The sequence below is a fragment of the Lysinibacillus sphaericus genome, from assembly GCF_002982115.1.
Taxonomy (GTDB): Bacteria; Bacillota; Bacilli; order Bacillales_A; family Planococcaceae; genus Lysinibacillus; species Lysinibacillus sphaericus.
Genome location: NZ_CP019980.1, coordinates 1,018,029 through 1,041,073, shown reverse-complemented (window position 1 = coordinate 1,041,073; position 23,045 = coordinate 1,018,029). Strand labels below are relative to the sequence as shown.

The 23,045-nt window shown below is 37.4% G+C and carries 20 protein-coding genes and 1 riboswitch; of the genes, 3 read left to right on the top strand and 17 right to left on the bottom strand.

Features of this window, described 5'->3' with window-relative positions; genetic code table 11:
* Nucleotides 1–23 precede the first annotated feature (23 nt).
* The 15 genes from LS41612_RS05150 to LS41612_RS05080 form a co-directional block, all read right to left on the bottom strand.
* On the bottom strand, nt 24–1,070 hold the full coding sequence (locus LS41612_RS05150) for a glycosyl hydrolase family 18 protein (RefSeq protein WP_024362706.1): 1,047 nt from the start codon (nt 1,068–1,070) through the stop codon (nt 24–26).
* A 22-nt stretch (nt 1,071–1,092) separates the two neighbouring features.
* Nucleotides 1,093–2,844 (bottom strand): polysaccharide deacetylase family protein, encoded by a 1,752-nt coding sequence (locus LS41612_RS05145; protein ID WP_024362705.1) that lies wholly within the window; start codon nt 2,842–2,844, stop codon nt 1,093–1,095.
* Entirely contained in the window at nt 2,841–4,709 is a 1,869-nt protein-coding gene (locus LS41612_RS05140) for a glycosyltransferase family 2 protein (protein WP_051147740.1), read from the bottom strand. The genes LS41612_RS05145 and LS41612_RS05140 overlap by 4 nt, the downstream gene beginning before the upstream one ends.
* A 5-nt stretch (nt 4,710–4,714) precedes the next feature.
* Nucleotides 4,715–6,142, bottom strand: a complete 1,428-nt coding sequence (locus tag LS41612_RS05135; protein ID WP_227665376.1) for a polysaccharide deacetylase family protein — start codon at nt 6,140–6,142, stop codon at nt 4,715–4,717.
* Between the two features lie 16 nt (nt 6,143–6,158).
* A complete protein-coding gene (locus LS41612_RS05130) occupies nt 6,159–7,484 on the bottom strand; it encodes a nucleotide sugar dehydrogenase (protein ID WP_024362702.1) in 1,326 nt (441 codons plus the stop codon).
* A gap of 594 nt (nt 7,485–8,078) precedes the next feature.
* Nucleotides 8,079–8,942, bottom strand: a complete 864-nt coding sequence (locus LS41612_RS05125; protein ID WP_024362701.1) for a MetQ/NlpA family ABC transporter substrate-binding protein — start codon at nt 8,940–8,942, stop codon at nt 8,079–8,081.
* Nucleotides 8,943–9,009: 67 nt separating this feature from the next.
* The gene (locus LS41612_RS05120) at nt 9,010–9,678 is read right to left on the bottom strand and encodes a methionine ABC transporter permease (protein ID WP_024362700.1); all 669 of its coding nucleotides are present in this window, start codon (nt 9,676–9,678) and stop codon (nt 9,010–9,012) included.
* Nucleotides 9,668–10,696, bottom strand: coding sequence for a methionine ABC transporter ATP-binding protein (locus LS41612_RS05115; RefSeq protein ID WP_024362699.1), 1,029 nt, complete (start codon nt 10,694–10,696; stop codon nt 9,668–9,670). Before LS41612_RS05115 ends, LS41612_RS05120 begins: the two co-directional genes overlap by 11 nt.
* An 83-nt stretch (nt 10,697–10,779) precedes the next feature.
* A riboswitch (SAM riboswitch) is annotated at nt 10,780–10,884 on the bottom strand.
* Between the two features lie 56 nt (nt 10,885–10,940).
* Nucleotides 10,941–11,252, bottom strand: coding sequence for a thioredoxin family protein (locus LS41612_RS05110; protein ID WP_024362698.1), 312 nt, complete (start codon nt 11,250–11,252; stop codon nt 10,941–10,943).
* Between the two features lie 14 nt (nt 11,253–11,266).
* Nucleotides 11,267–11,608: a toprim domain-containing protein gene (locus LS41612_RS05105; protein WP_024362697.1), complete on the bottom strand. Its 342-nt coding sequence runs from the start codon at nt 11,606–11,608 to the stop codon at nt 11,267–11,269.
* A gap of 198 nt (nt 11,609–11,806) precedes the next feature.
* Complete coding sequence (gcvH, locus tag LS41612_RS05100) at nt 11,807–12,187, bottom strand: glycine cleavage system protein GcvH (protein WP_024362696.1); 381 nt, start codon at nt 12,185–12,187, stop codon at nt 11,807–11,809.
* Between the two features lie 81 nt (nt 12,188–12,268).
* Complete coding sequence (locus tag LS41612_RS05095; RefSeq protein ID WP_024362695.1) at nt 12,269–12,622, bottom strand: arsenate reductase family protein; 354 nt, start codon at nt 12,620–12,622, stop codon at nt 12,269–12,271.
* Nucleotides 12,623–12,887: 265 nt separating this feature from the next.
* On the bottom strand, nt 12,888–14,672 hold the full coding sequence (locus tag LS41612_RS05090; protein ID WP_024362694.1) for an acyl-CoA dehydrogenase FadE: 1,785 nt from the start codon (nt 14,670–14,672) through the stop codon (nt 12,888–12,890).
* A 76-nt stretch (nt 14,673–14,748) separates the two neighbouring features.
* Nucleotides 14,749–15,921, bottom strand: a complete 1,173-nt coding sequence (locus LS41612_RS05085; protein ID WP_024362693.1) for an acetyl-CoA C-acetyltransferase — start codon at nt 15,919–15,921, stop codon at nt 14,749–14,751.
* 48 nt (nt 15,922–15,969) lie between these two features.
* Nucleotides 15,970–18,354, bottom strand: a complete 2,385-nt coding sequence (locus LS41612_RS05080) for a 3-hydroxyacyl-CoA dehydrogenase/enoyl-CoA hydratase family protein (protein ID WP_024362692.1) — start codon at nt 18,352–18,354, stop codon at nt 15,970–15,972.
* A gap of 433 nt (nt 18,355–18,787) precedes the next feature.
* Here LS41612_RS05080 and LS41612_RS05075 point away from each other — a divergent pair, with 433 nt between their 5' ends.
* The 3 genes from LS41612_RS05075 to LS41612_RS05065 all read left to right on the top strand — a co-directional run bounded on the left by LS41612_RS05075 (nt 18,788) and on the right by LS41612_RS05065 (nt 21,059).
* Nucleotides 18,788–19,132: a thioredoxin family protein gene (locus tag LS41612_RS05075; RefSeq protein ID WP_080653325.1), complete on the top strand. Its 345-nt coding sequence runs from the start codon at nt 18,788–18,790 to the stop codon at nt 19,130–19,132.
* 135 nt (nt 19,133–19,267) lie between these two features.
* Nucleotides 19,268–20,418, top strand: a protein-coding gene (locus LS41612_RS05070) for an IS3 family transposase (RefSeq protein ID WP_105928880.1) whose coding sequence is annotated in 2 segments (ribosomal slippage) — nt 19,268–19,541 and nt 19,541–20,418 — 1,152 coding nt in all. Because the reading frame shifts where the segments join, the coding sequence is not laid out codon by codon here.
* A 137-nt stretch (nt 20,419–20,555) separates the two neighbouring features.
* Nucleotides 20,556–21,059: a C39 family peptidase gene (locus LS41612_RS05065; RefSeq protein ID WP_024364224.1), complete on the top strand. Its 504-nt coding sequence runs from the start codon at nt 20,556–20,558 to the stop codon at nt 21,057–21,059.
* Here LS41612_RS05065 and LS41612_RS05060 read toward each other — a convergent pair.
* Nucleotides 21,052–21,939, bottom strand: coding sequence for a 5'-3' exonuclease (locus LS41612_RS05060; RefSeq protein WP_024364223.1), 888 nt, complete (start codon nt 21,937–21,939; stop codon nt 21,052–21,054). The two genes, LS41612_RS05065 and LS41612_RS05060, sit on opposite strands and share 8 nt — an antisense overlap.
* 107 nt (nt 21,940–22,046) lie before the next feature.
* The gene (locus tag LS41612_RS05055; RefSeq protein ID WP_024364222.1) at nt 22,047–23,045 is read right to left on the bottom strand and encodes an agmatinase family protein; all 999 of its coding nucleotides are present in this window, start codon (nt 23,043–23,045) and stop codon (nt 22,047–22,049) included.

Here is a 23,045-nt window from a genome sequence, read left to right as displayed (position 1 = left end):
TAATTGACTTATCTATCCTTCCTTCATTTGATTGATTGCTTGTCAATCCACTTTAATGTATCTGAACTTAAACCGCCAGCGCGCCATAATACTACCTCATGGTAGCTTTTTTGTTGGACATAGCTAATCCATTTTTCAAGTGTCTCTTGATCCGCATACCATACCTCATGACGTACATTATTGTCATCAGAATAAGTGAAGTAGGCAGCTCCGCTTGCTTGATCTCGTTGTTTCTTTACTTTCATTTTGGCGAGAAGTTGTTCTGCCTCAATTTCTGTTAAAGCAACTGCTTTCCCTTGTGCAGCCCATTTAAATCCACCCGTTGCAAAAGCAATGGCTAAGTTTTGATTCGACTTTTGTATTTTTTTTAGTAAGTCATCTAAAAATGAGAATGTTGCTTTTGCTCCAGGTCCACTATGATAACCATGGACATTGTACGCCATAACAGTATACTTTGGGCCATCGGGCAATTTCATATCGAATGGAAAACGCGGTTCTAATACAACATTTAGTGTGATATTTTTTTTGGATAACTGTTGATAAAGCTCTTCTAAAAAAAGTATATATTTCGGAAGATCCTCTTTCGCTACCTTTTCATAATCAATTTCTATTCCCTTGACCTGATATTGCTCAACAATTTGCAATATATTATCGATATGCTTTTGCCTCGTTGAAGTATCTTGGAGCAGGCGATGTAATAACTTACTATCCTTCTGAACTGATGGGGCGTTATCTGTAACATAGTCATTGATTAACGTAAGCATCACAAAATGTGTGGCATGAAATTGTTGCTGTGTTTGTTGCAACATCTCTACCGCATTATCTGTTAATAATAATTGATCTTTACTGTTGAAATAAGCGCCAAATACACGGATATCCTGTAAACCCTGCTGTGAATTTTTCACGTCTTCTATTGCTGATTTTTTTTGCCATTCGGGCAACCAAATAGATAATTGCAACTTATTTTTATTTTTTAGCTCTTCCTTTGCTTCAACCGGAACTTCTTTGCTATTACTACATGCTGTGATAATTAGTAGTGCCATACAGATAAACCAAATAAATTTTCTCACGTGAATCTAACTTCCCCTCGGTTTAGAAGGTTTCAATAAAGAAGTCTACAACGTTATTAAACAATGTCGTTGTTTTATACTTTACTTTATCAAAATTCGTATATTGATTTGAAAAGAGTGTCGTCTCGTTTCCATCTGTTATTAATAGATCATCGATCAATGTATCGTAAATATCATCTGCATACTGTTCGTGTGTCGTATCTTTTTTACTATACATTGCTCCGATTCCTAATTGAGTCCCATTAATAACTGGATTTACCTTTATTGTCTTCGATAATACATCGTCGACATTTATCTCTATTTTATCTTTATTCACAGCGATATTAAATACTCTTTTTTGTGTTAAATTTCGTGGATATTCATCTTCATCAATTCTCGAACCTTTTTGTGTATCTTGATAGTTATAGACAGTTGCTTTATTAAATGCGTATTGTTCTTCATCCCACTTAATATCATTTAACTGCAAGCGTTCCTTTTCAACAACACTTGCTCCAGGCAATTTTTCTGATACAACGATCTCATTGTCTATTAATGCAATGCGAATATAGCTATTGCTTTTTTCATCATAGTTCAAATATAGAGATTGCTGCCCTACTACATTTCCTTTAAAAGCAAAATTGACATTATATTGATTAGGCAAGGCATCCTTTAAAATAATGCGCCCTTCACTGGATGGTGCAGACGTTATAATGATTTCATTATTTTTAAATTCTGCGGCTCCATTAATAATGGACCATTTTTTTGCTTGTTGCGCATCCCCTACTTCAAATGCTACATTTTGTTTACTCGCTTGGCGGATTTTCATCATCACATGGTTTGTTGACCAATATGGCGATACTTGTAATCGACTTAAGTTATAGAGATCTGCATCTTTGTTATTATAGGCACCTAGCTCTAAATTGAAATGCATACGAAATGTATTTTTAATTTCGGTATCGTTGATACTCTCTACTAAAGGGTCCATATTATTGTAAAGTGCATTGGCATGCATAATGGCATACGCCTTTGGCACTTTATCTAACTTTTCTTCATAAATATCGTGCATTAATTTATAATCCTTTTTAATTCGCGTCTCCATTTCTTTCCGCGTTTCACTCGGAATCATAAACTGATTGCGAATAAAGTCCATTAAATAGTGATTATAATATTCGATTGTCGTTTTATTTGGCACATCATTCTCGTCGATCATGCCTAATGACTGTCCTTGATCATTATAAATATTAATATACGTCAGACGGTATCCATTGGAACCTAATTCCCAAAACCCACTTTTTTGCATCAGTAATAAATCTTTAGGTTTTAAAAATTTATTGTCTCTCGTATCCATCTTATTGGCATACGTAAACATGGTTGCTTTATAATTCAACTCTTCCATAATGTTTTGAGCGAAAATACTTGAGTCTGTGCGTCCATCTTCAAATGATAAAAACAACGCTTTCTCTGGTAGAGGTTTTTTCTTTTCATAAAAATCTAATATATCTTGCTGGGTAATCGTTTTGTAACCTTGCCCTTCAAGTAACTCCAACTGTTTTTCCAAGTTCTTTCTGGACACGTATTTTGGAGAATCATTTCTACTTACGCCAAAGTAGGATAATGCAATAAAACCATCTTTATTAATTAGAGGAACAGTTTCCTCTTCTTTTTTTTCTGTTAAGAACACGACACGTATTAATATCACCGCTAAAAATACAACGATAACGAATTGAGCAATAGAACGAAGTAATTTTCTGCGATTTTTTTTAGCTGGATTTAATACAACATTTTTTTCACTCATTCCTTCTCACCCATTTTTCTTATTTTCAGCATTGAAAATCGGGATTTCCGAATCTTTTGTTTTTCCAATTTCTTTTCCCTTGCCAATACATCTTGAGGTGTTTCTCTTGTACCCCAAGTTGATTTCCAAAATGTCACCCACGCCACAGGCATTTGCCAAAGTAAAATAAATTCGTAGAAAAGGACAAATATAAAGCCAAACATCCACAACTTACTTCGTCTAAAGAATAGGTGAGCCAAGCTCATCAGCATTGCCATTAACAATAGACCCATTAAAAATGTTGTTGGAAATATCCCATGCATAATAGGCACATAGATTAAATTGTAAACTACGACAATTGGTGCTGCGATTGGTACAATTAAACCAATAATAAAGAACAAAAACATAAAAGGTTCTTTTTTCCACATAAATAAAAAGGCTCTTAACGACTCTCGTAACCATGATCGTTTCCAGCGCATTTGTTGCGACAAAAAGACTTTTGTATCTGAAGGTACAATCGTAGAACATACTGCATTGTCTTGATAGCCTGTGCGATGCGTCTTTAAAATATAGTTTGTCATACTACGATCATCACCAAATGTTGCCGGTTGCCCTAAAAACTTTTGATTTAACCATGCTGTTTCATTTTTTAATATAAGCTCTTTACGATAGCATGCAAGTGGCCCCGATAAGCATGTTACGGTGTCAAACCAAGACTCAGCCGCTTTCATTATACGAAAGGCTATATAATATCGAACCGTTTGTAGTTTTGTTAGAGCATTCGTAAACTTGTTTTCTACTTCTGTTCTCCCTGCTACACCGCCCATTTTAGGATCTTGGAAAGGTTGTACTAAATTCCGAATGGCGTGAGGCTCTAAGAAGCTATCTGAATCGACGAAAACGACTAAATCATGTTTGGCCAAATGCACTCCCGCTATTAACGCTTCACGCTTCCCCCCATTTTGAGGTAGCTTATGAAATTTCAAACGTCCCTCTGTTCTAAAACGCCCACCTTCCCTATGAATCAGCTCAATCATGTTATTGGCGGCTTCCTCTGTTCTATCTGTAGAGTAATCATCTACGACAATAACTTCTAATTTATCCACAGGGTAATATTGATTTATACAGCTTAAAATGGTTCTATGAATCCATTGTTCTTCATTAAATACTGGAATAATAATAGAAACACCAGGTTCATATTGAGGATTGATTGGCACATTCTTATAGAAAATACCAAACAAATATCTACTTAGAAGAAATGTTGCTGCGATTATACTATATAAATATAAGAACTTATTAAACTTAAAATAGATGACACTTTCAGCACGCATTAATACAACGATAAGTGAAACAATAAATAAAAATAAACTCGCTACAAAAATTGAAAGTCCCCAACGTTTTTTCGTTAAATACTCATTTAAAGGATTCAAAAATTCAAACGCATAGTAGTATCTCGTTTTTCCATCTATCTCTTTTGTAAATTGACGGACTACTTTAGCTTTTAACTTTACTTTTGATTCATAACCCTCAGGCATCGCTCCATCAGGTATTGTGAACTGCATCGTAACAATTTCATCAGCTAATAATCTATTTGCACTATCCGTATAAACAAGGATACCTGTCACCGAAATATCTTCAGCATAATATTGATAAGGATTTTTTTGTCTAGCTCTTTTAATGTTCACTTCAAATGCAGTTTCATAACGCAAACTTAATAACTGTAAACGATAAATTTCATTTACATTTGTAGGGTCAATATCCCCTTCTGTTTGGTACGAAGCCCCTCGACGATTAACGAGGCTCCGCACATTTTCAGGGTCAGGAATATTGGATAAGATACGTCGATCAGAGCGCGGCATTGTTAAAATCTCTTTTTTCGTTTTCATGATTATCAATTCACTTTCTTATTTGAATCTTCTTCAATCCAAGTCGACATTTTTGCAAAACTATAGCCTTGCTTTTGAAGTTGTTCAATAATTAATGGCAGTGCTTCGACTGTTTTTGTACCGTCTAAAATATGCATCACCACTACCTTTCCTGGAGCTGCCCTAGTCATAACCCGATCATAAATATCTTGTGCCGTATAATCTAAGTTCCAATCAAATGATGCAATATCGTACATGGCAATTGTTTGAACGCCAGTAGCGGCAATAATTTTAGCAGACTCCTCATTAATAACACCTTGATTTGGTCTAAAATACAATAACGGTGATTCTTGTAAGGCATACGTGAGTGCTTGGTGTGCCTTCAATACGTCTTCTTGTAACTCCTCTGGTGTCATCGTTGTTACATCGACATGATTATAAGAATGACTCGCTACTTCGTGTCCTCGATCTACAATTAATCGTGCTAATTGAGGGTTTTTTTCAACACCCTTCCCGATTAAGAAAAATGTACATTGAATATTGTACTTATCCAAAACATCTAAAATTTCCTTCGTTCGTTCCTCACTTGCCCAGTCATCAAAGGATAAAGCAATTTCTTTTTTTGTTGTATTTTTCCGATAATAGACATGCGGTTGGACATTTTCGTATGCTGGATTTATTTTTATCGCATCGTAGCCTTTAATTTCCTCTAATGATTTAACCAAATATTCGTTTTCAAATACGTCCGTTAACGTAGAAAATGTAAAGCCTTTTTCTTTGCCAAACTGTGCAAGTAACGGGACAACATCAATGACGGCCGGATTAATATACGTATTTAAATGGATGACTGAACCACTATCTACATACTTTCGAATATACGTCATCATTTCCTCTGCACTTTGCATATTACGATCTTTCGGATTAACAGATGCCTCTACAACAGCTTTCATATTAAGAGCATTTGTCGCATAACGCATATTGTCTGTTGCGTCCCCTGAACGACTTCTCACATACTTCGGTGTATAACCTAATTGCTCTTCAAAAATTTGATTTGTTAAATATATTTCTTTATAAGTCTCTTCATAATCTATATCTGCCATATCAGGGAACGTTAATGTACCGTTTTCTACTTCATGGCCTTTGCTCAATATGTTCTTAACCAATTCAGGTTCTTGTGCTAGACGCATACCTTCAATAAAAAACGTTGCCTTGATGTTCGTTTGATCTAATACCTTTAAAAGCTTTTGCATTGTCTCATTATCTGCAAGTCCATTAAAAGTCAAAGCCACTTTTGGGGTAAGAATATTGGCATGATGTAAAATATCGCTCATCGTTCCATCATGTTCTTTTATTTCAATCGACGAATCTACTGGTGCAACTTGACTTTGTGTTTCGGATTGACATCCTGCTATGAACAAAGCGACTAGTAAACTACATAATTTTAGTCTTTTCATTTCCACACAGTTCTCCTTACAATTTATGATAATTTTTATTGGCAAATAAAAAATGGGTATTCCGTGTATCAAAAATTAGTGCAGCATATTGATCGAGCAATCCATAATCAATTTCTGCATGATTCGTTAAAATTAATACAGCTTCTGCTTCTTCGATTAATTGTTTTGATAATGCAACAGTATTAAGTGTGTATTGGTTGACTGAAAAAGTTTCGATAAATGGGTCCACAACCATAACATCATATTGCTTCTCCAATAATTCTTGGATGACGTGAAGTGCAGGAGATTCACGGAAATCATTAATATTTGGCTTATACGTGACACCAATAACAACAATCTTTCCAGCTCGTAGCTCTTTCTTCTGGTCAATAAGATAATTTTCCAGTCTTTCAACCACAAAACTCGGCATGGAATCATTAATTTTATCTGCCGCCTCAATTAATGAAGCCGTAATACCATGTTGCTGTCCTGCCCATAATAAATATTTAGGGTCAACAGGGATACAATGCCCCCCTACCCCTGGACCAGGTGTAAACGGCATAAATCCATATGGTTTTGTCGAAGCAGCTTCGATTACTTCCCAAATATCTACATTCATTTTGTAGCATATTTTGCTCAGCTCATTAACAAGTGCGATATTGATTTGGCGAAAGGTATTTTCCAGTAACTTCTCCATCTCTGCAACCCTTGGGTTAGAGACAGGAAAAACATTTGTATTGATGATCGTTTCATAAAATAGTTTTGCTATTTCTAAACATGCTTCTGTCACACCACCGACTACTTTCGGTGTATTTGAAACGGTAAAATTAATATTTCCAGGATCAACACGCTCAGGGGAATAAGTTAAAAAGATATCCTGCCCAATCACATAATTACTTTTTTCTAAAATTGGTTGAACGATTTCTTCAGTCGTTCCAGGGTACGTCGTACTTTCAAGAATCACTAGTGTATTGGCAGAAATATATTGTGCGATTGATTTGGACGCATCTTCAATGTAAGAAATATTCGGTGTACCATCTGCTGATGTTGGAGTTGGTACACAAATAATCATGACATCTACACTTGCAAGCTTTGAAAAATCCGCAGTCGTTTCCAACTTCTCTTCTTTTAAGACCTCTTGGATAACAGCATCCGATAAATCAGCAATATAACTTTCTCCATTTGTTAGCTTAGCTATTTTTTCGTTATTTTTATCAATACCAATTACTTGAAACCCTTTTTTGACCATTTCTATAGCGAGTGGTAATCCTACATAGCCAAGTCCGATTACACCAATTTTTGCCTGTTTCGTTTTGATTTTTTTCGATAAAGCTAACTTTGGTGAGTCAATTTTAATCCCCATAAACAAATTACCCCTTTACCTAATTTTAAACATTAAATACAAATAAATCCTTTTTTGTGCAAAAGGAATTTATTCTCTTGTCACCACAAAATAAGTACACATTTCCAACATACCTATAGTACTAATTTCAACTAAACAAATTCTAAACAATTTTTAATTGAATGTATATATAACTATTTTAAATAAGTTGATTTCACCAAAAACCTTCATAATAATCCTTTAGTATTATATCATTTTTGGTAAATTAATACATGCACTATTTTTCTAAATATAATTAACCAGATGCAAAGATGGCATTATTTCAAAAAAAGAAAAAATATCGTCACACTCCGATTGCTTAAAATAAAATGGCCTTTTCCTAACTGTTCACTTTTTCACGCACCTCTTTTTAACTGTATTAATAAAAGTCACATTGTAACACTGAACAATGTTAATAATTCACATTTAATATAATAAATACTTTATTACTATTGTTATTTACACAAATATGTTCGAAAAAGACGGATTGGACATTGCCTTGAACGACGGATATTTTCCTTACATAAAAAAAGAGTATGTAAGTTTTCACTTACATACTCTTTTTAAAAGTTCATATTATTTAACTGGTACTACTGCGCCTTTCCATTCATCCAGAATGAAGTCTTGGATTTCTTTAGAAGTTAATACTTCTAATAATTTTTTAATTTCTGGTTTATTTTCATCTCCAGCACGTACTGCAATAATATTAACATATGGAGATTCTTTATCTTCTAAAGCAATCGCATCTTTGATTGGGTTTAAGCCATTATCGATTGCGTAGTTTGAGTTGATAAGGACTGCGTCGCCTTCTTCGTTTTCAAACATTTGAACAAGTAGTTCTGGTGCAGTATTCGCATCAAATTTAAAGTCTTTCGGATTATCTACAATATCTTTAATTTCAGCTGCAGTTTTATCGATACCATCTTTTAATTTAATTAAGCCTTTTGCTTCTAATAATGACAGCATACGACCATGGTCTGAAACAGAATTAGATAATAAGATTGTTGCACCTTTAGGAAGGTCTTCAAGAGATTTATATTTTTTAGAGTAAATACCGATTGGCTCGATGTGTACACCGCCAGCATTTACAAAATCATAGTCATTATCTTTAATTTGTAAATTTAAATAAGGGATATGTTGGAAATAGTTTGCATCAATTGTTCCAGAATCTAAATCTTGGTTTGGTAATACATAATCTTGGTATGTTTCGATTTCTAAGTCAATGCCTTCTTTAGCTAAAATCGGTTTTGCTTTTTCTAAAATAACTGCGTGAGGTGTGTTAGAAGCACCTATTTTTAATGTTACTTTTTCTTCAGTTTTTGCACTGTCGTCTGCCTTATCTCCAGTTGTTGAACCTGCTTCATCTTTGTTACCAGCACCACAAGCTGCTAAAGCTAGTACAAGTACTGATAAAAATAATCCTGCTAATAACTTCTTCATTTGTCTACACTCCCTTTATTTTGTTCAAACAATAATATGTTAGCGGTAAATAACCGGTATAACCTTTTTAACGTTTGTCTGTTTTCGAAGTAATCATATCGCCAATCCATTGGATAATAAATACGACTACTAAGATCAAAATAGTTGCCATTAATGTCACATCTTGGCGATTACGTTGGAAGCCATCTAAAAAGGCTAAGTTTCCTAGACCGCCAGCACCAATAATACCAGCCATTGCTGTATAGCCAACAAGGGCAACAGCCGTTACCGTAATCCCAGAAATAAGTGCTGGTAATGATTCTGGAATTAGTACTTTCCATATAATCGTGGACGTTTTTGCACCCATTGAGCGCGCTGCTTCTATAACGCCCTTATCAATTTCTCGTAGTGCAATTAATACCATTCGTGCATAGAATGGTGCTGCACCGATAATAAGTGCTGGTAAAGCTGCATCTGCTCCACGGATTGTTCCAAGTAAAAACTTTGTAAACGGTATTAGTAAAATAATTAACACGATAAATGGTATCGAACGGAATATATTGACGATTGACCCCGTTAAAAAGTTTACGATTTTATTTGCCCATAGTTGGTTCGGGCTCGTTAAAAAGAGGATAATACCAATGGCTAAACCAAGTATGAACGTGATGACCGTTGAGATAGTGGTCATATAAAGTGTTTCATATGTGGCAGACCACATTTTTTCCCAGTCGACATTCGGAAAGAGATTAGTTAGCATCTGCAATCACCTCCGTTTGTACTTCAACTGTATTCAAATAATTTAATGCAGCTGCTACATTTGTCTCTGAGCCATCAATCTGCACAACAAGTGTGCCGTATGCGCCGTTTTTAGTTTGTGAGATATTACCATGAACAATACTAATTTCTACATCAAACTGCTTCACTAAATGCGATATTACGGGCTGCTCTGTTTTTTCTCCTACAAAGACAAGCTTGACCAATTGCCCTGTAGGATAATTCGCTCTAAGCTGTGCAACAGTCTCCTGCGTTTCCTTCGTATCAGTAATTTGAGAGACGAATTTTTTTGTAATTGCCGCTTGAGGTGCTTGGAACACTTGCAATACTTCACCGCGCTCTACAATTTCTCCAGCTTCCATCACCGCCACACGATGACAAATTTTGCGAATAACATGCATTTCATGCGTAATTAACACAATGGTTAAGCCTAATCGTTCATTAATATCAACTAGTAAATCGAGAATTGCATCTGTAGTTTCTGGATCAAGTGCAGATGTAGCTTCGTCACATAACAAAACTTCTGGATTATTGGCAAGGGCTCGCGCTATACCAACCCGTTGCTTTTGACCACCTGATAGCTGTGAAGGATACGCTTTATCGCGACCTTCTAAGCCAACGAGTGCAATTAGTTCTTTCACGCGTGCTTCTCGCTCACGCTTAGAAACGCCTGCTATTTCTAGTGGAAAAGCAATGTTTTCTGCCACTGTTCGGGACCAAAGTAAGTTAAAATGTTGGAAAATCATACTTACCTTTTGTCTAGCATCACGGAGCTTTTGCCCCTTAATAGATGAAAATTCTTGATTATTGACCTTCACTGTACCTGTAGTAGGTTTTTCTAAACCGTTTAATAAACGAATCATCGTACTTTTACCAGCACCACTGTAGCCGATAATGCCAAAAATTTCACCTTTGTTAATCGAAAGATTTACATCTTTGACAGCAATCAATTCGCCATTTGCGGTTTTGTATTTCTTCGTAATATTTTGAAGCTGTATCATAGCGAATACTCCTTTTCTCATATAGAAAACCCCTTCTCTCAAGACAAGTAGAAGGGGTCACGTACTTTATACGCTAAACCGTTCTCTCATCTTTCAAAGATAAATCTTTGGGTGATTTGGCACCTTTTCACAAATGTGATGGTTGCCGGGCTTCATAGGGCACGTCCCTCCGCCGCTCTTTATAAGAGTTCGATATATTTAATAGTTTTTTAATATATTTGTTACTTTACCACGCTAGCAAAGTTCAGTCAATTGGTTTTTTTAACAATTCGTATAAAAATGGTACGGATTGAAAGGCATAAATCTTTTCAATAACCTCTCCTCCATCGCTAACAAGTAAACAAGGTACACTTTCAATTTGAAAATCAAAAGCTATTTGTTCTAAAAAATTGATATTTGCCTTGCCTATTTTTACCTCTGGCAGTAACTGTTCAATGATATTCATCATTTTAGATGCAACGGCACAAGTTCCGCACATCGGTGTATATAAATAAAAGGCAGTTTTGTCTCCAGACTGTACAGCCGTTTCCCACTGCTCTTTTGACCATTCTTCCATGATTTCACGCAACCTTACAAAATATATTCATTATGGATTGAAAAATGAGCACGCAATAAAATCGTCGCTAGCACTTTCCTCGGTGTTGTTTCTACTTCTTTATATGTTGGCATTGTCCGTAAATGCTCGGCCTCTGGATAATGTCTATCCATTAATGCACGTAGTTTATCGCCTGATGTATCCGCATCAAAAAATGTATAGAGCTCACAGCCCTCATATGGGTCGAGTAATTCTTCTAATTGATGCACACCAATTGTACCATTTGTACAAAGGATTGTAACATCTTCACTAAGAATAGGTTCAATTTGAAGCTTATCCGAACGGCCTTCCACGATTAAACATTTGCCTTCGAACATCACGCCACCCCCATTTAGACAGTTATCTACTACAGCATAACATTTGAATAACCGAATTTCATACTATTGCATCTCAACTTTTTAGCGTTTCCATTAATTCATGGCACTAGCAATTCCTAAGATTGCGCCGAAAAATTGTAGCATTATATAATAAAAAACGCCGGTAAATTTGCCGACGTTTTTCTATTACAGGCTTGTTTATTCTGCAATCAATTTTTCGTATTGCTCAGCTGTCATAAGGTTTTCAATCTCTGATGCATCAGCAGGCTCTACAACGATCATCCATGCTTTTTCATATGGTGATTCATTTACGAATTCTGGGCTATCTTCTAAGTCTGCATTTACTTCAACTACAGTACCTGAAATTGGTGCGTAAAGTTCAGAAACAGTTTTTACTGATTCTACGCTTCCGAATGGATCATCTGTTTTAATTTCGTCGCCAACTTGTGGAAGCTCAACGAAAACGATATCTCCTAGTTCTGATTGTGCGAAGTGAGAAATACCGATACGTACTTTACCATCTTCTAATTTTACCCATTCATGTTCTTCAGAGTAACGTAAGTCTTTAGGTGTGCTCATGCCAAAAACCCCTCCATAAATATGTAATATATTCACTATCAGTGTGCCATACTTCTTTCATAAAAACAAGGATAAAAGCAGTTATTTCCAAGCTTGCTCAAATTCTGTTTCTTTAAAACCTAACGTTACTTTTTTTCCATCTGTCACGATTGGTCGTTTAATTAGCATACCATCTGACGCAAGCAGTGTAAGTTGCTCATCTTCCGGCATTTCCGCCAATTTATCCTTCAATCCAAGTTCACGGTATTTCATGCCAGAAGTGTTAAAAAACTTCTTCAGTGGCAACCCGCTCTCTTGCCAATATTGCTTTAATTGTTCTTTCGTAGGTGCTTGTTCAACGATGTGTACCTCTTCGTATGAAACGCCATTGTCGTTTAACCACTTCTGTGCTTTTTTACAAGTTGTACATTTAGGATAATGGATAAATTGAATCATATTTGTAGGCTCCTCTACTATCATTTTCTGTAGTATACCATCATAACTAGTATGTGCCAAAATGAAACAATTATAATTGTTTGAGTGCCTGACACCAGTGGAATTCAGAATTGTTTCAGTGCCTGACACTTAAATCTATGCGTTCCCGCAGGAGTCTACGTGGATTTTACTTAGTGAGTCTTAAGACAAAGCTATAAATTGTGTGAGTGCCTGGCACCAAAAAAGACTGTAGATTAAGGTATCTACAGTCTGTTCATAGCTAGTATTATACGATAAATTTTTCTGCTTCGATAAGTTTAACGGAAGCTTCACGTTTTTTAGCAATAAGGTTATAAGGGTTGTTGCGAGTCAGTTTGCGAAGCGCTGACAATGTCATCCGTGCAGCATCTCCATCAGCTGAAGCAAGAATTGTATCTTTTGCCTCTTTCTCAATTTCTGCAAATGCTTCTTGGCAGAAAATTTGCGTGTAAAGTAATTTTTGTTGTGATTTTTCTGCACCCTCACGTGCAATCGCTTTTTCTGTACGTAACACAGCAGACTCCATAGCAAATAGTTGGTTTGCGATATTCGCGATATTTACCAATACTTCTTGCTCTTGGTCAAGCTTCGCACCGTAGCGTTGTGCTGCCATACCTGCTGCTAACACAGCGATTTTCTTAGCATTTTTTACAAGGTATTTTTCTTGTGCTAGTGGTTCTGTACCTACTTCTTCTGGCATCATCATCAGCAATTCTTGTTGTAAATTTTGTGCGACTTGCAATAATGGCAATTCGCCTTTTAATGCTTTTTTCATAAATGTGCCAGGCACAATCATGCGGTTAATTTCATTTGTTCCTTCGAAAATGCGGTTAATTCGAGAGTCGCGATAAATGCGCTCTACCTCATATTCTGCCATAAAGCCATAGCCACCATGTAATTGCACCGCTTCATCAGCAATATAATCCAATGTTTCTGACCCAAACACTTTCGCAATCGAACATTCAATTGCATATTCTGCAATTGCATTGGCAATGACTTTCCCTTGCTTTTGTTCTTCAGGGCTCAATTGACTTAGACGATCTTCAAATAATCCCACTGTACGATAATTTAATGATTCTGACGCATATAATTGAGACGCCATAGTCGATAGCTTTTCTTTTGTTAGGTTGAAATCAGAAAGCTTTGTTTTAAATTGCTGACGTTGGTTCGTATATTGAATCGCTAGCTCTAATGCACGTTTTGAGCCACCGATTGTACCGACACCTAATTTATAGCGACCGATATTTAAAATGTTAAAGGCAATGACGTGTCCTCGACCTACTTCACCAAGCAGATTTTCAACAGGTACTTCTGCATCTTCAAGCACTAATGTACGAGTTGATGAAGATTTAATACCCATTTTCTTTTCTTCTGGCCCAACAGAAACACCGTTATATGCACGTTCTACGATAAATGCCGAGAATTTATCGCCATCGATTTTTGCATACACAACAAATACGTCAGCAAATCCAGCGTTTGTAATCCATTGTTTTTCACCATTTAAAACATAATGAGTACCGGCAGCATTTAGCTTGGCAGTCGTTTTAGCACCTAATGCATCGGAACCTGAACCTGGCTCTGTTAAAGCATAAGCTGCAATTAACTCACCTGAAGCAAGCTTTGGTAAATACTTTTGCTTTTGCTCTTCATTCCCGAAAAGCACAATCGGTAATGAACCAATCCCCACATGCGCACCATGTGTAATCGAGAAACCACCTGCTACAGACATTTTTTCTGCGATTAATGCTGAAGAAATTTTATCTAAACCAAGACCTTCATATTCTTCTGGTACATCCGCCGCTAATAGGCCTAGCTCACCAGCGGTTTTTAGTAAACGTACTGAATGTTCGAACTCATGATGTTCTAAGTTTTCAACGACAGGTAATACTTCATTCGCAACGTACTCTTCCGTTGTTTTGGCGATCATTTTTTGCTCATCAGTAAAATCTTCAGGTGTAAATACGCGATCTAACGCCACATCCTCAATAATAAATCCGCCGCCTTTAATGATATCTGTAGTTTTTTCTGTCATGTCCAATTCCTCCTTATTTTTCGGTGCCAGGCACGCATACAATTCGCAATTCTTAAACAATTAATTTTTACACAACTTATAGAATTTCAAATACCCCAGCTGCGCCCATACCGCCGCCGATACACATTGTGACAACTCCATATTTTTTACCTTGACGTTTCAGCTCATGAATAAGTTTTAATGTTAAAATTGCGCCGGTTGCGCCAAGTGGATGTCCTAATGCAATTGCGCCACCATTGACATTCACTTTCTCTTGGTCGATGCCTAAATGACGTACAACTTGTAAAGACTGCGAAGCAAATGCTTCGTTAATTTCCCACAAATCGATGTCCTCTATAGATAAACCGGCAATATCAAGTGCTTTCGGTACTGCAACGATTGGACCGATTCCCATCACTTCTGGAGGAACACCACCTACCGCAAAGCCTAAAAACTTCGCCATTGGTGTCATCCCTTGCTTTTCAGCTTCCTCTCGATCCATCACCAGAACTGCTGCTGCACCATCAGAAGTTTGCGAAGCGTTACCTGCTGTCACACTACCTTTTACATGAAAGGCAGGACGAAGTTTCGCTAAACCTTCTACAGATGTGCCAGGGCGGACCCCCTCATCCATACTGAAAGTAAATTTTTTCACCTGTAGTTTATTATTAGCATCCACATAATGTTGTTCTACTTCAATTGGGACGATTTCATCATTAAATTTACCTTCTTGAATTGCTTTTTCTGCAAGCACATGCGAGCGTACCGCAAATGCATCTTGATCTTCACGGCTAACATTATACTGTCGTGCGACTTCCTCTGCTGTATGTCCCATCCCCATATAATATTGAGGGGCTGTTTCTGCTAATGTTGGATTTAAGCGTGGTGTATTCCCTACCATTGGTACCATACTCATAGACTCAACACCGCCAGCAAGAATTGCCTTTGAATGACCAAGCATAATCCGTTCAGCTGCATACGCTATTGCCTGTAAACCCGATGAACAAAAACGATTAATAGTCAAAGCAGGTGTCGTATCCGGTAGCCCTGCAAGTGCACCAATGCTACGTGCAACATTCATGCCTTGCTCTGCTTCAGGCATTGCACACCCTAAAATTAAGTCATCAATAGGCCCTTCATAGCCCGCTCTTTTCAATGTCTCTTTGACAACTGCTGCTCCAAAATCATCTGGTCTTACTGTTGCTAATGAACCTTTTTTCGCTTTTCCAATAGGAGTTCGTGCTCCTGCTACAATAACGGCTTCACGCATCGTCTAAATCCCCCTTTGTTTCATGTGCAAATATAGTCATCTATCTAATTAGTTACGAAGTGGTTTTCCCTTTAACAACATATGTTGCATTCTTTGCTGCGATAGTGGATCTGCTACTAGACTTAAGAATGCTTCACGTTCTAAGTTTAATAGATATTGTTCATCTACTAATGTGCCGTATGGTACTTTTCCACCTGCAATAACATACGCTAACTTCTTGGCAATTTTTAAATCATGTTCACTGATGAAACCTGATTCAAACATCCCTTGAGCACCGATTAGTAACGTACCATAGCCTGATGCACCGACAACAGGAACTTTTGTTGGCACCGGTGGTTGGTAGCCTGCCTCATAGAGTGCCAAAGCAGCCTGCTTTGCATCATAAATTTGGTGATCTGCATTGACTGAAATACCATCTGCAAAGTTTAGGAAATTATTGTCTCGTGCTTCCTCACCTGAAGTTGATACTTTCGCCATAGCAATTGTTTCAAATACTTTATTGGCAATTTGTTGATAATCTACTTCCACACCATGCGGTAAGCCTTTTAAGAATTTTTGGTAGAGTGCTTTGTTACCGCCACCCCCAGGAATTAAGCCAACACCGACTTCTACTAAGCCCATATAAGTTTCCATTGTCGCTTGGATATGTGCAGCAGGTAAGCATACTTCTGCGCCCCCACCTAATGTCATAGCGAACGGTGCAGCGACAACTGGTTTTCTTGAATATTTTATTTTTTGCATAGCATCTTGGAATGCTTTAATAACAAAATCCAGTTCGAAGATGTTATCATCCTGTGCTTCTACTAAAATCATGCCTAAGTTCGCTCCGACACAGAAGTTTTTACCTTGGTTTCCGATTACCAAGCCTTTATAATTTGCTTCTACTTCGTCTATCGCGTAGTTAATCATTTGAATAATATCTAAACCAATGGCATTGGATTGGGAATGGAACTCTAGTAACGCAATACCGTCACCCAAATCTATTAAGCTAGCACCGCTATTGGACTTAATAACACCATGTTTTTTCTTATAACGCTTTAAGTTAATTTCTTTCTCATTCACTGGAACTTTCACGTATTGTGAGCCGTTATAATACGCTACGTCACCATCTATTTCTGAATAGAATGTAGTAAAGCCCTGCGCTAACATATCTTTCACAAATAATGGAACTTCTCGACCTTCTGCTTCCATTTTCGCAACAGATTCTGTTACACCAATAGCATCCCAAATTTCAAATGGGCCTTGCTGCCAGCCGAATCCCCACTTCATGGCATTATCTATTGCGACGATATCATCAGCAATTTCACCATGTAACTGCGCAGAGTAAATTAGTGTAGGTGCAAAAATTCCCCATAAAAGCTCACCTGTACGATCTTTTGCGTATGTTAATGTCTTCACTTTGTTCGCTAGTCCGCGCGTTTGTTTCGCCATTTCAATCGAAGGTGTTTGTAATTTTTTAGCTGGACTATAAGCTAAAGTATGTGGGTCAATTTCTAAAATTTCTTTTCCTTGCTTTTGGAAGAAACCTTGACCAGACTTTGCACCTAGCCAGCCGTTCGTAACCATTCTTTGTAGGAACTCAGGTACTGCAAATACTTGCTGTTCCTCTCCTGTCGTTTGGTCATATACATTTTTTGCCACATGAATAAATGTATCTAAGCCAACAACATCTAATGTACGGAAGGTAGCTGATTTTGGGCGACCAATGAGCGGCCCTGTCACTGAATCTACCTCTCCGACTGAATAACCACCTTGCATCATTTGCTGTAAAGTGATTAACAGACCGTATGTGCCGATGCGATTGGCAATAAAGTTTGGTGTATCCTTAGCCAAGACAACACCTTTCCCAAGAATGTCCTCACCAAATTTTTTCATAAAGTCAACAACGTCTGGTGCAGTTGTTGTTGCCGGGATTACTTCAAGTAATTTTAAATAGCGTGGAGGGTTGAAGAAGTGTGTCCCTAAAAAATGTTGTTGGAAATCTTCTGAACGTCCTTCAGCCATCGCATTAATGCTAATGCCCGATGTATTAGAACTGATTATTGTACCTGGCGTACGAACAGCATCAATTTTTTCATACAGGCTTTGTTTAATCGCTAGATTTTCTACAACAACTTCAATTATCCAATCGACATCTTTCAGTTTGTCTAAATCGTCTTCAAAATTTCCCACCGTTAGAAGCGATAAATTTTTCTTAGAAGTAAGTGGTGCTGGTTTTTGCTTTAATAACTTTTGAAGAGCCCCATTTACAAAGCGGTTTCTTACAGCTGGATGTGCTAACGTAAGCCCCTTTGCTTCCTCCTCTTTCGTTAGTTCCTTCGGTGCAATGTCTAATAATAATGTTGGAATACCGATGTTTGCTAAATGTGCTGCAATTCCAGAACCCATTACCCCAGAACCTAGAACAGCCGCTTTTTTAATGTTGTAAGTCACAAGCAATTCCCCCTTATTCTCCCATTGAATGAATGACCATTCATTTTTTGGTCAAAAAAAATCAAAATTGTGCTTCGGCGTTTTTGCGCATAAATTTTGACACTGCTACTGGTTAAAACGGAAGTCGAAACGTCGTATAGCATGAATGCGAAGTTTTCACACTAGCATTACTCAAAATCTGTGACAATCGCCAGAGACTTATTTTCACTCAATTTACTTTCTTCAATCACGAGAAATGTCTTCCACTGAATGAAAATAAAACTACTTTTTCTGTTTTTAGTGTAGATTATTTTGTCTAAATTAGCAATCTTTTTTCTATAATTATTTTTGCGATATACAACTTTTTTTGTTTTTTACGAGCGAAAATAAGACAATAAGTAGCTTCCACATATCCCAAACAGATAACTTTCAGGTTGAAGAGAAAATGTGTAAAATGGAAAGCAAGGAGAGTGATTTACTAATGAAAACAATAACAACTGCAGAACAATTTAATGAGCTTATTTCTGGTGAACAAAAAGTACTTGTAAAATTTTATGCTGGATGGTGCCCAGATTGCACACGTATGAATATGTTCATCGACCCAATTATTGAAGAATACAACCAATTTGATTGGTATGAGCTTAACCGTGACGAGCTGCCAGAAATCGCTGATAAATACGATGTAATGGGTATTCCAAGTTTATTAATTTTCCAAAACGGTGAAAAATTAGCCCACTTACATAGTGCGAACGCTAAAACACCACAACAAGTTACGGATTTTTTAGCTGCTCAACAATAATAAATCGCAACAAACGTAAAAATAGTATGCTAGGTATCCGGAACTGACCCCAATAGGTATAGACAAATAAAAAAAGCATCTTCGATTGAAATTCGGGTATAGATACTTAAATTTCAATTTGGAGGTGTTTTTTCTATGGGAACAAGAGTGAGTTATCCCTATGAAGTAAAAATGAAAGCGATTAAGATGCGATTAGCGGGTGTACCTGTCAAACAGATTCTATTGGAATTAAATATACGCCATAAAACACAGGTCGAAACATGGGTGCGTTGGTATAGAAATGGTGAAGTCAATCGTTTGAAACAACCTGTAGGCAAACAATATATCTTTAATAAGGGTCCTGAACCGGACAATGAACAAACGAAATTAGCATTGGAAAACCGTTATTTAAAGCAACAAATTGAGGTGCTAAAAAAGTACGCAGAGTTGGAGAGGAAGTGGTTGGAGAAGTAGCAGTACAGTTAGTTGCGTCACTAAGAAGCATGATGTCTGTAAAGGACATTTGTAAACACTTTGGGATTGCACGATCTACCTACTATCGTTGGAAACAGGCATCAACCGATGCAAGGTCTCGTCAAGCAATAGAGAGACGTATCGGTGAACTCTGTCGAGCAAATAAATTTCGCTATGGCTACAGAAAAATTACAGCACTCTTACGTCAAGAAATGTGCGTCAATCATAAAGTGGTTCAACGTATCATGCAAAAATATGGTTGGCAATGTCGCGTGAAAGTGAAAAAACGGAAACGAACAGGACAACCTTATGCAATCGCAGCAAATTTATTAAATCGCGATTTTGAAGCCACCGCACCGTTACAGAAGCTCGTAACTGATATTACTTACTTGCCATTTGGTCAAAAACAGTTGTATCTTTCAAGTATTCAAGATTTATATAATGGTGAAATTATTGCCTATTCGATTGGAGACTGCCAAGATACTGATTTTGTGCTGGATACATTAGCTCAACTTCATCATTTGCCCGAAGGGTGTACGTTGCACAGTGACCAAGGGGCGGTATACACATCGTATGATTATCAACAGGCCGTAAAAGCAAAAGGCATTACCATGAGCATGTCCCGTAAAGGTACGCCCGCTGATAATGCCCCAATCGAATCGTTTCATTCTGTGTTAAAGTCTGAAACATTCTACTTAGACAATTTGAACAGTACTACGACGGCCATCGTAGAACAAACTGTCAAAGACTATATAAACTATTATAACAATAACCGAATTCAAACGAAACTAAACAACCAGTCGCCGGTTCAATACCGACAACTGGTTGGGTAATGCTTTTTTGATTACTGTCTTATATATCGGGGTCAGTCCCTCCCTTGGCATACTATTTTTTCTTCTATATCAATCGAAAGCAAACACCTTATTAAAAACACGTAGATTATAAAGCGTTTTTTGGAAGGGAGATATTGATGAAACAGCATTTGTCATTACAAGGAAAATCGCAATACGATGCATCTATTGCATCTCATTATCGTAACTCTGCCTGTGGGCCGACAACAGTCCATGTCGTCCTAAAGTACTTTGATCCTTTAGCTCCATCGGTAAATGACCTTTACCAAATCCTAGGTAGCACCAAAGTTGGTTTGTTTAAATGGCGTTTAATTTCTAACCTTCGAAAGCTGTTACCAACATGGGATATACGCGATTGCACATTAAAAGAGGCGCTGCAAGAAATTGACGCAGGTCGCCCTGTGGCAATGCGCTTTGACCGTTATTTTAGCCTAAGATGGTTTGATAAAAAATCGACCTTTGCCTACCATTGGGTACCACTTATTGGCTACGAAGTACAAGATGGTAAGCTATTGTTAATTTTCCACGATAACGGAGGAAACAATCGCGCCAGTCAAATCCGTAGTGCTTCATTTCAACAAAATAAAAACGTATTACGCTTCGTTAAAATAGCACCTAACTAAGGGCATACAATGAACGTGCTTGCTTCGCAATAAGTGTAAAGCCACGTTCCTCTATTGCATTAATCGTCTGGTGCTCATAGTTTGGTACTGCTAAATGAGCAAAATCGGCTTCAATCGGTACATTCGTTTGTATCGTTGCAAGTTCATGTGATAACTTCAGCATATCCAGATTGTCTTTAATTTTGGTACGCTGACCAGGCTTTAAGTCCTCTAAGGAAGCAATCACATTTTCAATCGAGCCATACATTTGAATAAGTGTCAGTGCCTGCTTAGGTCCAATTCCTTTAACTCCTGGGTAGCCATCACTCGTATCACCCATAAACGCTTTTACTTGTGCAAATTGAATTGGCTCTATACCATATTCTTCTTTAAAGCGTGTATGTGTATAAAGATCATATTCAGTGTAACCTTTTTTTGTAAAAGCAATTTGCGTTGTCGGTGTGAGCAATTGTAATAAATCCTTATCCCCACTAATAACCGTAATATCAGCTTCATCCTGCCACTTCGTAATCATCGAGCCGATTACATCATCCGCCTCCATACCGACAACGCCAAAATTTTGCCATCCGATATGTTGAGCTAAATTTTTAGCCATATCAAATTGAGGAAGCATTTCCTCTGGCGGTGCTGGACGGTTAGCTTTATAGCCATCATATAATTCATTGCGGAATGTTTGTGCCCCCATATCCCAGCAAACAGCTAAATGCGTTGGTTGCATAATAGATTGTGCCGTCAACACATGGCGCACAAATCCTTGCGCACCATTCGTTGGCGTGCCGTCCTTTAATCGAATAAAATGCCCCATTGCTGCTGATGCAAAAAAAGAACGAAATAATAACGCCATACCATCAACAATGAGTAATTTTGGTTTTGTAGTCATAATAAAAAATCCTCTCTTATCTATTATTCTATTATAACAGTTTAAGGTGTCAGGCACCCAAACAATTTAGATGTGCCTGTGGGAAGCTTCCACCGTAGCAAAACAGACTATGGAGTAGCTCCATAGCCTGCCTTTTCTTTCCTTGATATACGATTGCGATGATCCAATTGAATGCCAGTTAGCCATTGCAAAAATGCAGTAACCCCCGTTTTCACCGTTTCTAAGCGAAGTTCATTTTGTTTTGGATCAGGATAAATAAAGTCAATATGCCGTACACCTTCATTTTCACCAATCAGCTTTAAAATATCAAATAATTCATAGGCCGTTAATCCACCCGGTGTAGCAGCAGGTACATCTGGGGCAAACGTAATATCCAATGCATCTAAATCAACGGATACATAAATCCTATCTACCTCGTACATAAGCTGACGTAGCATTTCACGGATGGTCAATTGGATACCGTCACGTCGCATCTGCTTTAACGTAATCATATGAATTCCTTGCTCACGAGCATAATAAATCATTTCTGGTGAATTAAAAAAGCCATGCAAGCCAACGTTATACATATGTTTTCCCTCTACAACGCCTGATGCGATTAGTTGATGAATCGGTGAATTCATTGCTAAACCTATATCTTCTTGATTTCTTGCATCTAGATGCGTATCAAGTTGAATAATGCCAATTCGCTCATTCGGAAAAGCATTTTTAATCCCCCTTAATGAACAAGCCGTGATTGCATGGTCGCCACCAATCAGGCAAGTGAAGCTTTTCTGATAAGCGATACTTAAATTTTCAGCAGCTGCCTCAATAGCAGATTCCGAAAGCATGCGATTGGTCGAGTCGATTGTCACGTCTCCAATATCAACAATTGCTAATGAACGCAAATCTACTTGTTCATCTAAATTATAAGATTGAAAACTCGACCACGCTTTCCGAAAAGCAGTAGGATACTGTGCTTTTTTCATAGGATCGTTCGCATAAGATAATAAGGCGCCATAAACAATAATATCTACATCATTTGCATGTGGGTTTTGCTTTTGCTTAATCCACTGATGCATGCCTGAGCCGTTTTCTTGTTTCCATTGCCATTCAGGTTGGGTAAACAT